Here is a 14,974-nt window from a genome sequence, read left to right as displayed (position 1 = left end):
AGCGTGGGGCGCAGGGCAGGAGTCAGATCCAGCTCGGGAACCACATGAGCCGCAGCCAGTGGTCGTAGGGAATGACCTGCGCGGTGTAGATCGGGTAGAACCACGCGAACAGCGCGATCGTCACGAGCAGGTAGCCGCCCACGACGAGCGCCCCCCGACGACGCCGCTCCCGCGTCGCGCTCCGGCCACCCAGCACCAGCCCCGCGCAGAACGTCAGCGACAGCACCACCCACGGCTCGAACGCCACGGAGTAGAAGGCGTAGATCGTGCGCTCCTGGTACATGAACCACGGCGCATAGCCGGCCAGCACGCCCGAGAGCGCCGCGCCCGCGCGCCAGTCACGGCGCACCGCCCAGAAGAAGGCGCACACGAGCAGCGCGACGACGCCGACCCACCAGACCGACACCGTGCCGATCGTGTGGACCGCCTGCGAGCAGGAGTCGACGTGGCACGAGCCCTCGCCCCGCTTGCTCCCCTCGTAGAAGAACGACGTCGGCCGCGCCTGGACCATCCAGCCCCACGGGTTGCTGGAGTACGAGTGCGGCGTCGTCAGCGTGGTGTTGAAGTGCCACATGTCCTGGTGGTACTTCACCCAGTTGCGCAGCACCGCGGGCAGCCACTGGATGCCCTCGCCGGGGTGGAAGGTGTTCCACTGCCGGTGGTAGCCGTTCGAGGACAGGAACCACCCGCTCCACGAGAGGACGTAGACGACCGCACCGGTCACGACGAGCTGCAGCGCGGCATACGGTCCGTCCTTGAACAGGCCCTCGCGCACCCACGGCCGCACCCCGACCGCGCGCCGGGCGCCGAGGTCCCACAGGACCGTCATCAGCCCGAAGACCGCGATGAAGAAGATGCCGGACCACTTCGTCGAGACGCACAACCCCAGGCAGAGCCCCGCGAGCCAGCGCCAGGGCCGCGCTCCCAGCCACGGACCGTTCTTCAGGGGTATGCCGGGGGGCTGGCTCCCGACGACTGTCGCCAGGCGCTCGCGGGCCCGGTCGCGGTCCACGACGAGCGCGGCGAACCCGGCCAGTGCGAAGAAGGACACGACCATGTCGAGGATTCCGGTGCGTGACATGGCGACGTGCGTGCCCTCGACGGCGAGGAGCAGCGCGGCGACGCACCCCAGGAGTGTCGAGCCGAACAGGCGCCGGGCGACCCGGCCCACGATGAGGATCGAGAGCGTGCCGAGGACGGCGACGGCGAAGCGCCACCCGAACGAGCTCTGCGGGCCGAAGAGCCACTCACCGGCGCCGATGAGCCACTTGCCGACGGACGGGTGCACGACCATGTCGCCCTGGTCGCTGAAGACGTTGACGTTGCCGGCGTTCCACAGCTTGTCGGCGTCCTCGTTCTTGCCCTCGACGCGCAGCTCGACGCCGTGCTGGATGAGCGACCAGCCCTGCTTGACGTAGTAGGTCTCGTCGAAGACCAGCGAGTGCGGCCGGTCGAGGTGCCAGAACCGCAGGAACCCGCCGACCGCGGCGATGAACAGCGGTCCGACCCAGCCCCAGATCCGGTCGGTGGGAGGAGTCCCGAGCAGGCGCTCGCGCAGCTCGTCGGTCCGGGTCACCGGCACATCGTAGGCAGGCCTCACTGTGGGCGGGCCGCATGCGCGGCGTGGCAGGATCGCGCCATGACTGCTGAGTCCTCGCGGACGCCGGGTGACGGGGTTCTCGTGCTCGCTGCCACCCCCATCGGCGACCCGCGGGACGCCGCTCCCCGGCTGGCGGACGAGCTTGCCACGGCCGACGTCATCGCGGCGGAGGACACCCGGCGGCTGCGGCGCCTCTGCCAGGCGCTCGACGTCAACCCGTCCGGTCAGGTCATCAGCTACCACGAGCACAACGAGGCGTCGCGGACCGCCGACCTCGTGGAGAGACTTCGCGCGGGCGACCGGGTGCTCGTCGTCACCGATGCCGGTATGCCGTCGGTCTCGGACCCGGGGTACCGCCTCGTCTCCGCCGCGGTGGGGATCGACGTGCGCGTGACCTGCGTGCCGGGGCCGTCCGCGGTGCTCATGGCGCTCGCGGTGTCCGGGCTCCCGGTGGACCGGTTCTGCTTCGAGGGCTTCCTCCCGCGCAAGGGCGGGGAGCGCTCTCGGGCGCTGCGTGCGCTGGCCGACGAGAAGCGGACGATGGTGTTCTTCGAGGCGCCGCACCGCATCGACAAGTCGCTGGCGGCGATGGAGGAGGTCTTCGGCGGGACGCGCCGGGCTGCGGTGTGCCGGGAGCTGACCAAGACCTATGAGGAGGTGCGGCGTGGCTCGCTGACCGAGCTCGTGGCGTGGGCCAGCGACGGGGTCCGCGGTGAGATCACCGTCGTCGTCGCCGGAGCGGCGGCTGTGTCCGGGGACGTCGAGAGCAACCTCACCTCGGTCCTGGACCGGGTCGCGGCGGGGGAGCGCCTCAAGGACGTGTGCGCCGACGTCTCCTCCGCGACGGGCCTGTCCAAGAAGGCGCTCTACGACGCAGCCCTCGCGGCCCAGAGGTCCTGACACCGCGTTGGTCGTTAGGTTGGTGGCATGAAGACACGCAACCTTGGAGGAACGCAGGTCGGCTCCATCGGCCTGGGACTGATGACCTTTGACCAGAGCGGGACCCAGCCCCGGCAGCAGCTGCTCGACACCGTGCGGGCCGCGCTCGACGCGGGTGTCACCCTGTTCGACACTGCGGACGCGTACGGCCCCGGCGACGAGAAGGGGGCCGCCGCGCAGGGCGAGAACGAGCGCCTCATCGCCTCGATCCTCGATGAGCTGGGGGTGCGCGGCCGGGTCCTGCTCGCCACCAAGGGCGGCCACGTCCGCACCGACGGCGGGGAGTGGGAGACCGACAGCTCGCCCGAGCACCTGCGCGAGGCGGTCGACGCCAGCCTGGGCCGGCTCGGCGTCGAGCAGATCGCCCTGTGGCAGCACCACCGGCCCGACCCCGACGTCCCCTACGACGAGGTCATCGGCACCCTCAAGGAGATCGCCGACAGCGGCAAGGTGGCCAGGGTCGGCCTCTCCAACGCCGACCCCGACCAGATCCGGGCCGCCCACGACGTGCTCGGCGACGCCCTCGCCAGCGTCCAGAACCAGTTCAGCCCTGCGTTCCGCAGCAGCCGCCCCGAGATCGACGTCTGCGACGAGCTCGGCCTCGCCTTCCTGCCGTGGAGCCCGCTGGGCGGGCTCAACGGGGCCAAGGGCCTCGCCGAGACGTTCCCCGTCTTCGCCGAGGTGGCGCAGGCGCACGGTGTCAGCGCCCAGCAGGTCGCCCTTGCGTGGGAGCTCGCCCAGTCGCCCGTCGTCATCCCGATCCCCGGGGCCAAGCGGCCCGAGTCGGTCACCGACTCCGCCGCCGCCGCGGACCTCGAGCTCACCGACGACGAGGTCGCCCGGCTCGACGGCTGACCGCGACAGCGGAAGGCGGGCGCGGGTCCCACGCTCTGCGTGGGCCGGCATACGCATCGGTAACGTGCCTATCTCACACGTGAGTTAGGTCTGCCTCAGCGTGTGCCGGCCCTCGGCGCGCGGTACCTTTCGGTCATGCCCTCGACGACGCTCTCCCCGCGCGGGACCACGGCGCGGAGCACGACGATCGCGCTCAAGCTGCTCATGGCAGTGACCGGCCTGGTCTTCGTCGGATATCTGCTCCTGCACATGTACGGAAACCTCAAGGCCCTCACCGGAGAGGAGGGTTTCAACGAGTACGCGGAGCACCTGCGCTCCTTCGGTGAGCCGATGCTTCCCCACGGCGGCCTGCTGTGGATCGTGCGCGTCGTGCTGATCCTGTCCCTCATCGGTCACGCGTACGCCTCCTTCAAGCTGTGGAGCCGAGCCGACAGCGCACGGCGCACCAAGTACGCCGCCGTGAAGTCGGCCGCCACCGCCAAGTGGATGCGATGGGGAGGCGTGTTCATCCTCCTGTTCCTCGTGTGGCACCTGCTGCAGTTCACGATCGTCAAGATCTCGGTCAACCCGGACAAGCAGGGCGCCAACGTCACCTCCAACCCCTACGAGCTCGTCGTCGCGAGCTTCCAGGTGTGGTGGATGGTGCTCATCTACGTGGCCGCGATGATCGCCCTCTTCATGCACCTCAAGCACGGCGTCTACAGCGCCCAGCAAACGCTCGGCTGGACCTCGTCGCCCAAGGCGCACGTGCGGGCCATGACGATCGGGGTCGCCCTCGCCGCGCTCATCGTCGTCGGCTTCCTCATCCCGCCGCTGTCCATCGCATTCGGCCTGATCGACTGAAGGTGTCGCAGAACATGACTGACAACAACACGGGCTCCTCGACCGGTCTCGTCGAGGGCCTCTACAGCCTGGGCGCCCCGATCGAGGACCACAAGGCCCCTGCCGGGCCCATCGACCAGAAGTGGACCCGTCGCAAGTTCGAGGCGGCCCTGGTCAACCCGACCAACCGGCGCAGGATGTCGGTCATCATCGTCGGCACCGGTCTGGCGGGTGGCGCTGCCGCTGCGACCCTGGGCGAGGCCGGCTACCACGTGAAGTCCTTCTGCTTCCAGGACTCCCCGCGACGTGCGCACTCCATCGCCGCGCAGGGTGGCATCAACGCCGCCAAGAACTACAAGGAGGACGGCGACTCCGTCCAGCGCCTCTTCTACGACACGGTCAAGGGTGGCGACTACCGCTCGCGCGAGACCAACGTCTACCGCCTCGCCGAGGTCAGTGCCAACATCATCGACCAGTGCGTCGCGCAGGGCGTCCCGTTCGCCCGCGAGTACGGCGGCCTGCTCGACAACCGCTCCTTCGGTGGTGTGCAGGTGTCGCGCACCTTCTATGCGCGGGGCCAGACGGGCCAGCAGCTCCTCATCGGTGCCTACCAGGCGCTCGAGCGCCAGGTCGCCGCCGGCACGGTCGAGGCGTTCACCCGCCACGAGATGCTCGAGGTCATCGTCGACGACGCCGGCGACGGCAGCGGTCCTCGTGCCCGGGGCATCATCGCCCGCGACCTCGTCACCGGTGAGATCGAGACCCACCTGGCCGACGCCGTGGTGCTCGCCTCGGGTGGGTACGGCAACGTCTTCTTCCTCTCCACCAACGCGATGGGCTCCAACGTCACCGCGTCGTGGCGTGCGCACCGCAAGGGTGCCTACATGGCCAACCCCTGCTACACGCAGATCCACCCGACCTGCATCCCGGTCTCCGGCGAGCACCAGTCCAAGCTGACGCTCATGTCGGAGTCCCTGCGCAACGACGGCCGCATCTGGGTGCCCAAGCGTCGCGAGGACTGCGACAAGGACCCGCGCGAGCTGGGCGAGGACGACCGCGACTACTACCTCGAGCGGATCTACCCCTCGTTCGGCAACCTCGTGCCCCGCGACATCGCCTCGCGCCAGGCCAAGAACGTCTGCGACGAGGGTCGCGGTGTCGGACCGGTCGTCGGCGACTTCCGTCGTGGCGTCTACCTCGACTTCGCCGACGCCATCGAGCGCCTGGGCCGCCACGCCGTCGAGGAGAAGTACGGCAACCTCTTCGACATGTATGCCCGCATCACCGGTGAGAACCCGTACGAGACACCGATGCGCATCTACCCGGCCGTCCACTACGTCATGGGTGGCCTGTGGGTCGACTACGACCTCGAGTCCTCGATCCCCGGTCTGTTCGTCGCCGGTGAGGCCAACTACTCCGACCACGGAGCCAACCGCCTCGGCGCCTCGGCGCTCATGCAGGGCCTGGCCGACGGCTACTTCGTCCTGCCCAACACGATCCGCGACTACCTGGCCAAGGCACCGGCCAACAAGCTCACCGAGGACAGCCCCTCGGTGGTCGAGGCCCGCACCGCGGTCGAGGAGCGCACCCAGCGGCTTCTCGCCATCAACGGTGAGCGCAGCGTCGACTCCTTCCACCGCGAGCTCGGCAACATCATGTGGGAGTACTGCGGCATGGAGCGCTCCGAGGAGGGCCTGCGCAAGGCCATCGACCTCATCCGGGGACTGCGTGAGGAGTTCTGGCGCAACGTGCGCGTCCTGGGGGCCGGCGACACGCTCAACCAGTCGCTCGAGAAGGCCGGCCGCGTCGCCGACTTCCTCGAGCTCGGTGAGCTGATGTGCATCGACGCCCTGCACCGCCGCGAGTCCTGCGGCGGCCACTTCCGCGCCGAGAGCCAGACCGAGGACGGTGAGGCGCTGCGTCACGACGACGAGTTCGCCTACGTCGCCGCCTGGGAGTTCACCCCGCCGGAGGGCGGCGAGCAGGAAGGGGTGGGTGCCGGTATGGGCGCCCCCGTCCTGCACAAGGAAGACCTCGTGTACGAGTTCATCGAGCTGAAGCAGCGGAGCTACAAGTAATGGACCTGACTCTCAAGATCTGGCGCCAGACCGGCCCCAACGACCAGGGCGGACTCGTCACCTACCAGGTGTCCGACATCAGCCCGGACATGTCCTTCCTCGAGATGCTCGACGTCCTCAACGAGCAGCTCAACGCCAAGGGTGACGAGCCCATCGCGTTCGACAGCGACTGTCGCGAGGGCATCTGCGGCATGTGCGGCCTCATGATCTCGGGCCACGCGCACGGTCCGGAGCGCACGACGACCTGTCAGCTGCACATGCGCTCGTTCAAGGACGGCGAGACGATCACCGTCGAGCCGTGGCGTGCCGAGGCGTTCCCGGTCGTGCGTGACCTCGTCGTCGACCGTGGTGCTCTCGACCGGATGATCCAGGCCGGTGGCTTCATCTCGGCCAACACCGGTGCGGCCCCGGACGCCCACGCGACGCCCGTGCCCAAGCCCAACGCCGACCGCGCCTTCATGGCCGCCGAGTGCATCGGCTGCGGCGCCTGCGTCGCGGCCTGCCCCAACGCCAGCGGCATGCTGTTCCTCGGCGCCAAGATCACCCACCTCGGCGAGCTGCCCCAGGGCCAGCCCGAGCGCGACGCCCGCGTCGTGGCGATGGTCAACCAGCACGACCACGAGGGCTTCGGTGGATGCACCAACATCGGTGCCTGCTCGTCGGCCTGCCCCAAGGGCATCCCGCAGGACGTCATCAGCCAGCTCAACATGGACCTGCGCACGGCCCTCAAGCACGGCCGCTGAGCCCGACCCGCGAACGCTCGCACGCGGCATACCGAGAGTTCTTCGGTATGCCGCGTGCTCGTGTTCTGGCCTGTCGGCACCTGTGTGACGGGTCGGGATGCCCAGACGTCGCGACTGGTCGGGTGTGGGCCGACCTCGTCAGGCCGCAGCGGCTGCTCACGGTCCTGGCCGACCAGGGCATCAGGCGGAGCGACGGTCGACCTGTCTCGACGGGGACGGCCGGGGCGAGCGGTCGGGGGTCGCGTGACGGGTCGGGGTGCCCGGGCGGGGCGACCCGTCACGCAGCCCCCGACCGACGCCGGGCTGGCTCCCGACCACCCGGTCAGAGCCAGCTGAGGTGGTTCTTGAGGAGGGCGTAGCCGACGAAGGCGACGATGTCGAGGACCGTGTGCGCCACGACGAGCGGCCCGACCCGCTTGGTCCTCGTGTAGAAGTAGCCGAAGATCAGCCCCATGACGGCGTTCCCGACGAACCCGCCGAAGCCCTGGTAGAGGTGGTACGAACCGCGGATCAGCGCCGAGGACACCATCACTCTCGTCGTCGACCAGCCGGCCTGCGACCACCGTGTGAAGAGGTAGCCGATCATCACGACCTCCTCGAGGACGGCGTTCTGCGCCGCCGCCAGCACGAGCACCGGGACCGCCCACCACACGTCGGTGAGGTTCGCCGCAGCGATGGTGGTGTTGAGGTCGAGAGCCCGCGCGACGGCATACAGGCCGAGTCCCGGGATGCCGACGAGAGCCGCGAGACCCAGTCCGCGCACGAGGTCTCGGGCCGGCTGCGTCCAGTCGGCCCCGATCGTGAACCGGGCCCGCCGGTCGCCACGTGACAGCAGGTGCAGCGCCAGCACGACCGGCACGAGGGCCAGGCCGATGCCGACGAGCTGGTAGACGAGGTCGAGCCAGGGCCGGTCCGGCGTGACGGAGGAGTTCATCGCCGTCGTCTGCTTGCTCAGCGACACCTCGGCCGTGAGCTTGCGGATGAGCGACAGCACGCTCCAGATCGCCGACGCCCCGAGCGAGACACCCAGGACGAGCCACGACTCGACGAGCAGGCCGCGGCGGGTCAACGCGCGCTGCTCGACGGGTGCCTCCATGGGTGGCAGCCTAGGCAGCCAAGGTGGACGTCCGCTGGACGTCCCCTGTCAGGCGCGTGGGTATGCCGTGTCGCGGCCATTGCGGTCGAGTCGCCGCTTCTTCCAGCTGCGGACCTTGAGCCACATCCACACGAGGAACCAGGCCAGCGCGAGAAGCGCGACGACCACCAGCACCGGGATGAAGAGGGCGACCAGCGACAACCCGATGGAGGCACCGTCCTCGGCGGTGGAGACCACCGGCGCCCCGAGGCCGAGGCTGCCCGCGTTGATGGCCGGGCGCGCCGCCATCTTGCCCGAGTGCACGAGCCCCGAGACGGCGATGCCGAGGACGACCCCGACCCAGGGGTTGTCGCCCATCCAGGTCGACCTGTCGAGGTCCTCGGCCGCCGTCGTCGCCGCGAAGATCAGTCCACCCATGCTCGGGCGGATGAAGGTCTGGATCGCGTCGTTGACCGTGTCGATCGCCGGGATCTTGTCGAGGACGAGCTCGGTGAGCAGGAGGATGGCTCCGACGCCGATCGCCCACGGCGACTCGATCCACTGGAAGCCGGAAGGGAGCGTGATCACGTCGGTGAACCGGGCGAGGAGGGCCACGATCATGAACGGGATGTAGGCGTTGAGCCCGGCTGCGGCGGACAGCCCCATGCCGGTGAGGGCGGCGATCACGTGTCAACCTCCTGGTGCGTCGGCGCGCCACCGGCACCGATCTGAGGACATGTCTACTCGACGGGTGCCACCCAGCCGCGCTTGCGCGTCGCACCCGCTGGGCCGGCCTCCCGGGTCGTGGAGCACAGTGGACGGTGTCACCGCCCCGTCCGAGGAGCCTTCGCGTGTCGACCTCTCTCACCGTCACCAGCACCGAGCAGCTGACCCCGCGCCTCACCCGCGTGTGGTTCTCCAGCGACGACCTGTCCGCGTTCGAGGGCAGCGACTCCACCGACCGCTACGTCAAGCTCGTCTTCCCCAAACCGGGGGTGGTCTACCCGGAGCCGCTCGACATGCGGGCGCTGCGCGGGACCATCCCGCCCGAGGACCTGCCGCTGGTGCGCACCTACACCGCGCTCTTCCCCGATGTCGCGGCCGGCACCGTGGCGATCGACTTCGTGGTCCACGGCGACGAGGGCGTGGCCGGGCCCTGGGCCGCCGCTGCCCGGCCCGGGGACACGCTGCTGGCCAACGGGCCGGGTGGCGGGTACCGGCCGGACCCGACCGCCGACTGGCACCTGCTCGCCGGTGACGAGTCCGCGATCCCGGCGATCACGGCAGCACTCGCGGCCCTCACCCCGGATGCCGTTGCTCGCGTCGTGCTCCTCGTCGACGGACCCGGGCACGAGCTGGACCTCGCCAGGCCGGCCGGCGCCGAGCTGGCCTTCGTGCACCGCGAGACCGGGGGAGACCTCGTCGAGGCGGTTCGTGCGATGGACTGGCCGCAGGGCCGCGTTCACGCCTTCGTCCACGGAGAGGGCGGTGCCGTCATGCACGGCATCCGGCCGTACCTGCTGCGCGAGCGCGGACTGGCTCGTGAGCAGGTGTCCATCTCGGGCTACTGGCGGCTCGGGCGCACCGAGGAGGGCTTCCGGGACTGGAAGTCCGAGCTCGCCGCTGCGGACAGCGCCACGTGAGGGGACGGCGCACCTGAGCGGACGGCATACCGGCGTGTCGTGTTCCGAACGGGGGAATTGGCGAGTTGGGGACGGCGTCGGACGGAGGCAGAGGCGGTTGTGGGTGACGCCTAGGATTCACCCGTGACCAAAATCCTCAGCGCTGTCGCCTGGCCGTACGCCAACGGTCCGCGCCACCTCGGCCACGTGGCCGGGTTCGGTGTGCCCTCCGACGTCTTCAGCCGCTACATGCGCATGGCCGGCAACGACGTGCTCATGGTGAGCGGCTCCGACGAGCATGGCACCCCGATCCTCGTGCTCGCCGACCAGCAGGGCGTCACGCCGCAGGAGCTCGTCGACAGGAACCACGCGATCATCGCCCGTGAGCTGGCCGACCTCGGCTGCTCCTACGACCTCTACACGCGCACGACGACGGCCAACCACTACTCCGTGGCGCAGGAGCTCTTCAGGCAGGTCCACGCCAACGGCTACATGATCGAGCAGACGACCCGGGGCGCGATCAGCCCCAGCACCGGCCGCACCCTGCCCGACCGCTACATCGAGGGCACCTGCCCGATCTGCGGCTACGCCGAGGCCCGCGGTGACCAGTGCGACAACTGTGGCAACCAGCTCGAGCCGACCGACCTCATCGACCCCAGGTCCAAGGTCAACGGCGAGACGCCCGAGTTCATCGAGACGCAGCACTTCTTCCTCGACCTGCCGGCCCTGGCCGACGCCCTGCGCGAGTGGCTCGACGACCGCGAGGCGAGCGGGACATGGCGCCCCAACGTCATCAAGTTCAGCCTCAACATCCTCGACGACATCCGTCCGCGTGCCATGACCCGCGACATCGACTGGGGCATCCCCGTGCCGCTCGAGGGGTGGCAGGACCAGCACGCCAAGCGTCTCTACGTCTGGTTCGACGCCGTGGTGGGCTACCTGTCCGCGTCGGTGGAGTGGGCGCGACGCCTCGGTGAGCCGGAGCGCTGGCGCGAGTGGTGGAACGACGAGGACGCCAGGTCCTACTACTTCATGGGCAAGGACAACATCACCTTCCACTCCCAGATCTGGCCCGCAGAGCTCCTTGCGTATGCCGGCCGCGGCAGTCGCGGGGGCGAGCCCGGTTCGTTCGGGGTCCTCAACCTGCCCACCGAGGTCGTCAGCAGCGAGTACCTCACGATGGAGGGCAAGCAGTTCTCCTCGAGCCGTGGCCACGTCATCGGCATCCGCGAGGTCCTCGAGCGCTACGGCCCCGACCCCATCCGCTACTTCATCTGCGCGGCCGGCCCTGAGAACCAGGACAGCAACTTCACCTGGGCCGAGTTCGTGCAGCGCAACAACTCCGAGCTCGTGGCCGGCTGGGGCAACCTCGTCAACCGCACCGGGGCCATGATCGCCAAGAGCTTCGGGGAGATTCCGAAGCCGGGCCCCCTCGAGCCGGTCGACGAGGCGGTGCGTGCGGCGACGCTCAAGGCCTTCGACACGGTCGGGGAGCTGCTCTCCCACCAGCGCATCAAGTCGGCGGTCAACGAGGCGATGCGTGCCGTGGGTGAGGTCAACAAGTACGTCAGCGACACCGAGCCCTTCAAGCTCAAGGGTGAGGACCAGCAGGAGCGCCTGGCCACCGTCCTGCACACGCTGATCCAGTGCGTCAGCGACCTCAACACCGTGCTGGCGCCGTTCCTGCCGCACGCAGCCAACCGGGTGCACGCCTTCCTCGGTGGTGAGGGCGAGTTCATGCCGATGCCGGTCGTCGAGGAGGTCTCGGGCCTGGACGAGGGCGACAAGGACCGCACCTACCCGATCATCACCGGGGACTACACCACGACGCCGCGCTGGGAGTCCCGACCGGTCAGCATCGGTGCGCCGATCGCCAAGCCGACAGGGGTCTTCGTCAAGCTGGACGAGGCCGTCGTCGACGAGGAGCTCGCGCGGCTCCAGCAGCCGTGAGCTCGTCGAGCCGGGGTGTCCCGGACCTGCCCGACCCTCTGCCGATCGCGGTCGTCGACAACCACACGCACCTCGACATCGAGCGTGACGGTCACCCCGTCGACGTCGCGGAGGCGCTGGCGAAGGCCGCCGCGGTCGGCGTGGACCGGGTCGTCCAGATCGGCTGCGACCTGCCGGGGGCGCGCGCGACGATCGAGATGGTCGAGGCGCACCCGTCCATGCTCGGAGGTGTCGCCCTGCACCCCAACGAGGTGCCGGGGTTGGCCGACAGCGGAAGTCTCAACGCGGCATACGCAGAGATCGAGGGTCTCGCGGCACATCCGCGAGTCCGGGTCATCGGGGAGACCGGTCTCGACCACTACCGGACCGGCCCGGAGGGGCAGGACGTACAACGCGAGAGCTTCCGGTGGCACATCGACCTGGCCAAGCGGCTCGGCAAGGCGTTGCAGATCCACGACCGGGACGCCCATGGCGACGTGATGCGCATCCTCGAGGAGGAGGGCGCGCCGAGTTCGACTGTGCTGCACTGCTTTTCGGGTGACCTCGCGATGGCGCAGGAGTGCGTGGAGCGGGGTTATTACCTCTCATTCGCCGGCACGGTGACCTTCAAGAACGCGCACGGCCTGAGGGACGCCCTGTCGGTCACTCCGCTGGACCGGCTGCTCGTCGAGACCGACGCTCCCTACCTCACGCCGCACCCGTGGCGGGGCGCCGTGAACGCGCCCCACCTCGTGCCGCTGACCGTGCGAGCGATGGCGGCCACGCTCGGGGTCGCGGTACCCACGCTGTGCCAGGCCCTGTCCGAGAACTCGGAGCGCATCTACGGCCCTTGGTGAGGACGGGGGCGCTCTGGCATCGAGTCACACTGGCCTCAAGGGCACCAGGAGTGACACGCGTGGGACACGTCACCGTTACCGAAATTTGACCTTGCCCCCTTTTCTGCTTCATGGTTGATGGGTTGGCCGGAGCTGGGCTTCGGGCGAAGACAGGGGCGAGGACGCCGGTTTGACACCGTGCGCACCTCGCTCTCATGTTGTCGGGACTTCTCCCCTGCGGAGTCCCGCGGTCCTCCCTGAGGGACTGTCGCTCGCCTCGGTGTCCGGAGAGTTCGATCATCGGAGCACTCTTGATTTCTCGTCCCATGCGCCTCGCTGCCCAAGGTGCTGCGGCACTGACGGTGGCCGCCGGTTCCTTCGGCGTCGCCCACCTCGACAAGGCTGTCGCGCTGTCCGTCGACGGCCAGTCCTCGTCAATGCACGTCTTCGGCTCGACCGTCGGCGATGCCCTCGCCAAGAAGGGCATCACCCTGGGCGAGCACGACCAGGTCGTCCCCTCCGTCGGCTCCCCGCTCGAGGACGGTGACACGATCTCCGTGCGCTACGGGCGCAAGCTCACCGTCACCATCGACGGTGTCAAGAAGGAGTACTGGACGACGGCCACGACCGTCGACGCCGCGCTGCGCGACCTGAACATCCGCGCCGGCAGTGACGCCAAGCTCTCGGCCTCCCGCTCGCAGGCGCTCGGTCGCCAGGGCCTGTCCCTGACGCTCACGACCCCCAAGACCGTCACGGTCAAGGTCGACAAGAAGAAGCTTTCGCGCACCTCGACGTCGGCCACCGTCGCCGACGCCCTGCGTGAGTTCGGCGTCACGTACGACAAGGACGACAAGGTGTCGCCGGCGCCCACGACGGCACTCAAGGACGGCCTCGGCATCACGGTGCAGCGCGTCGTACTCAAGAACGTCACGAGCAAGGTCGCGGTCCCCCACGCGAGCACCACCAAGAAGGACGCCTCGCTCTACACCGGCACCCGCAAGGTGCTCACCGAGGGCCGCGACGGCTCCAAGACCGTCACCGTCCGTCGCACCATCACCGACGGCAAGGTCACTGCGACCAAGGCGCTGAGCAGCAAGGTCACCAAGGCCCCGGTGACCGAGGTCGTCGCCGTCGGTACCAAGGCCAAGCCGGCCCCCAAGCCCGTGGCCAAGCCGGTCGCCAAGCCCACGCCCAAGCGGACCGCCAGCACCCCGGCCCCGAAGCCGGAAGCAGGCAACACCTCTGGCGCCGGCATCAACCTCAGCAATGCCGCGATGTGGGACCGCATCGCGCAGTGCGAGTCCGGTGGCAACTGGTCCATCAACACGGGCAACGGCTACTACGGCGGTCTCCAGTTCGACTACGGTTCCTGGCTCGCCAACGGTGGCGACGACTTCGCCTCGCGTGCCGACCTGGCCTCGCGCGCCGAGCAGATCACCATCGCGAACCGCTACTACGCCAAGGCTGGCCTCGGCCCTTGGGGTTGTGCGCACGCAGCCTGACGCTTCACGACACCTCTGAGGCCGTGCACCCCACTTCGGTGGGGCGCACGGCCTCAGTGCATCGCTCGGTTCGAGCGGGGCAATAGGGTGGCGGCCATGTCGACGTCAGGGCTGCTCGGGGCCGCGCAGGTCCGAGAGCTCGCGGCCCGCTTCGGCATCCGCCCCACCAAGACGTGGGGCCAGAACTTCGTCATCGACGCCAACACGGTCCAGCGCATCGTGCGGGTCGCCGGTGTCGGGGAGGAGGACGTCGTCGTCGAGGTCGGCCCCGGGCTCGGCTCACTCACCCTCGCCCTGCTGCCGGTCGCGCAGCACGTCACCGTCGTCGAGGTCGACCCGCTCCTGGCGGGCGGGCTGCCGGGGACCGTCGAGATGGTGGCACCCGAGCTCGCCGACCGGCTGACGGTGGTGCACGCCGACGCTCTGCGCATCGACGAGCTGCCCGGTGACGCACCCACCGCCCTCGTCGCCAACCTGCCCTACAACATCTCGGTGCCGGTCGTGCTCAACTTCCTCGAGCGCTTCCCGACGATCGAGCGCATCCTCGTCATGGTGCAGCTTGAGGTCGCCGAGCGGCTCGCCGCCAGGCCGGGCTCGAAGACCTATGGCGTGCCGAGCGTCAAGGCGGCCTGGTATGCCGACGTCACCCTCGCCGGCAACGTCAGCCGGTCGGTGTTCTGGCCCGTGCCCAACGTCGACTCCGGACTGGTCAAGCTCGTCCGCCGGAAGCCGCCGCAGACGGACGCGACCCGCGCCGAGGTGTTCGCGTGCATCGATGCTGCCTTCGCGCAGCGCCGCAAGACTCTTCGCGCCGCGCTGGCGTCGTGGGCCGGGTCCGCGCAGAAGGCCGAGGCGGCGCTCATCGCCGCCGGGATCGACCCGCGCACCCGGGGGGAGCAGCTCGACGTCTCCCAGTTCGCCGCGATCGCGAGCGCCCACCGCGCTGCTGGCTGAGCACTTCGCCGGGGAAGTT

The 14,974-nt window shown here is 69.5% G+C and carries 13 protein-coding genes; 10 read left to right on the top strand and 3 right to left on the bottom strand.

Annotated elements, in window-relative coordinates:
- Positions 1-22 precede the first annotated feature (22 nt).
- Positions 23-1,576, bottom strand: coding sequence for a dolichyl-phosphate-mannose--protein mannosyltransferase (locus ASG74_RS03900; protein WP_056139130.1), 1,554 nt, complete (start codon positions 1,574-1,576; stop codon positions 23-25).
- A 63-nt stretch (positions 1,577-1,639) separates the two neighbouring features.
- Here ASG74_RS03900 and rsmI point away from each other — a divergent pair, with 63 nt between their 5' ends.
- The 5 genes from rsmI to ASG74_RS03875 all read left to right on the top strand — a co-directional run bounded on the left by rsmI (position 1,640) and on the right by ASG74_RS03875 (position 7,037).
- The gene (gene rsmI / locus ASG74_RS03895; protein WP_056139128.1) at positions 1,640-2,500 is read left to right on the top strand and encodes a 16S rRNA (cytidine(1402)-2'-O)-methyltransferase; all 861 of its coding nucleotides are present in this window, start codon (positions 1,640-1,642) and stop codon (positions 2,498-2,500) included.
- Positions 2,501-2,527: 27 nt separating this feature from the next.
- A complete protein-coding gene (locus ASG74_RS03890; RefSeq protein WP_056139126.1) occupies positions 2,528-3,394 on the top strand; it encodes an aldo/keto reductase in 867 nt (288 codons plus the stop codon).
- 135 nt (positions 3,395-3,529) lie between these two features.
- On the top strand, positions 3,530-4,237 hold the full coding sequence (locus ASG74_RS03885) for a succinate dehydrogenase cytochrome b subunit (RefSeq protein WP_056139605.1): 708 nt from the start codon (positions 3,530-3,532) through the stop codon (positions 4,235-4,237).
- Positions 4,238-4,251: 14 nt separating this feature from the next.
- Positions 4,252-6,294 (top strand): fumarate reductase/succinate dehydrogenase flavoprotein subunit, encoded by a 2,043-nt coding sequence (locus ASG74_RS03880; RefSeq protein WP_056139124.1) that lies wholly within the window; start codon positions 4,252-4,254, stop codon positions 6,292-6,294.
- On the top strand, positions 6,294-7,037 hold the full coding sequence (locus tag ASG74_RS03875; RefSeq protein ID WP_056139122.1) for a succinate dehydrogenase/fumarate reductase iron-sulfur subunit: 744 nt from the start codon (positions 6,294-6,296) through the stop codon (positions 7,035-7,037). The genes ASG74_RS03880 and ASG74_RS03875 overlap by 1 nt, the downstream gene beginning before the upstream one ends.
- Before the next feature lie 322 nt (positions 7,038-7,359).
- Here ASG74_RS03875 and ASG74_RS03870 read toward each other — a convergent pair whose 3' ends face one another.
- Positions 7,360-8,133: a CPBP family intramembrane glutamic endopeptidase gene (locus ASG74_RS03870; RefSeq protein ID WP_056139120.1), complete on the bottom strand. Its 774-nt coding sequence runs from the start codon at positions 8,131-8,133 to the stop codon at positions 7,360-7,362.
- Between the two features lie 48 nt (positions 8,134-8,181).
- Complete coding sequence (locus ASG74_RS03865) at positions 8,182-8,799, bottom strand: DUF4126 domain-containing protein (protein ID WP_056139119.1); 618 nt, start codon at positions 8,797-8,799, stop codon at positions 8,182-8,184.
- Between the two features lie 164 nt (positions 8,800-8,963).
- On the opposite strand from ASG74_RS03865, the gene ASG74_RS03860 reads away from it, so the two are divergent.
- The 5 genes from ASG74_RS03860 (at position 8,964) to rsmA (ending at position 14,955) form a co-directional block, all read left to right on the top strand.
- Entirely contained in the window at positions 8,964-9,755 is a 792-nt protein-coding gene (locus ASG74_RS03860; protein ID WP_156465261.1) for a siderophore-interacting protein, read from the top strand.
- Between the two features lie 123 nt (positions 9,756-9,878).
- The gene (gene metG / locus ASG74_RS03855; RefSeq protein ID WP_056139115.1) at positions 9,879-11,684 is read left to right on the top strand and encodes a methionine--tRNA ligase; all 1,806 of its coding nucleotides are present in this window, start codon (positions 9,879-9,881) and stop codon (positions 11,682-11,684) included.
- Entirely contained in the window at positions 11,681-12,520 is an 840-nt protein-coding gene (locus ASG74_RS03850; protein ID WP_056139113.1) for a TatD family hydrolase, read from the top strand. The genes metG and ASG74_RS03850 overlap by 4 nt, the downstream gene beginning before the upstream one ends.
- Before the next feature lie 305 nt (positions 12,521-12,825).
- Entirely contained in the window at positions 12,826-14,001 is a 1,176-nt protein-coding gene (locus tag ASG74_RS17545) for a resuscitation-promoting factor (RefSeq protein WP_056139111.1), read from the top strand.
- Positions 14,002-14,097: 96 nt separating this feature from the next.
- Positions 14,098-14,955 (top strand): 16S rRNA (adenine(1518)-N(6)/adenine(1519)-N(6))-dimethyltransferase RsmA, encoded by an 858-nt coding sequence (gene rsmA / locus ASG74_RS03840; RefSeq protein WP_056139106.1) that lies wholly within the window; start codon positions 14,098-14,100, stop codon positions 14,953-14,955.
- The last annotated feature ends 19 nt before the right edge of the window (positions 14,956-14,974 follow it).

Origin of the sequence: Knoellia sp. Soil729 (assembly GCF_001427985.1) — a bacterium.
Taxonomy (GTDB): domain Bacteria; phylum Actinomycetota; class Actinomycetes; order Actinomycetales; family Dermatophilaceae; genus Knoellia.
Note: the sequence above shows the minus strand (reverse complement) of the source record. Positions and strands in the feature narration are given on the sequence as shown.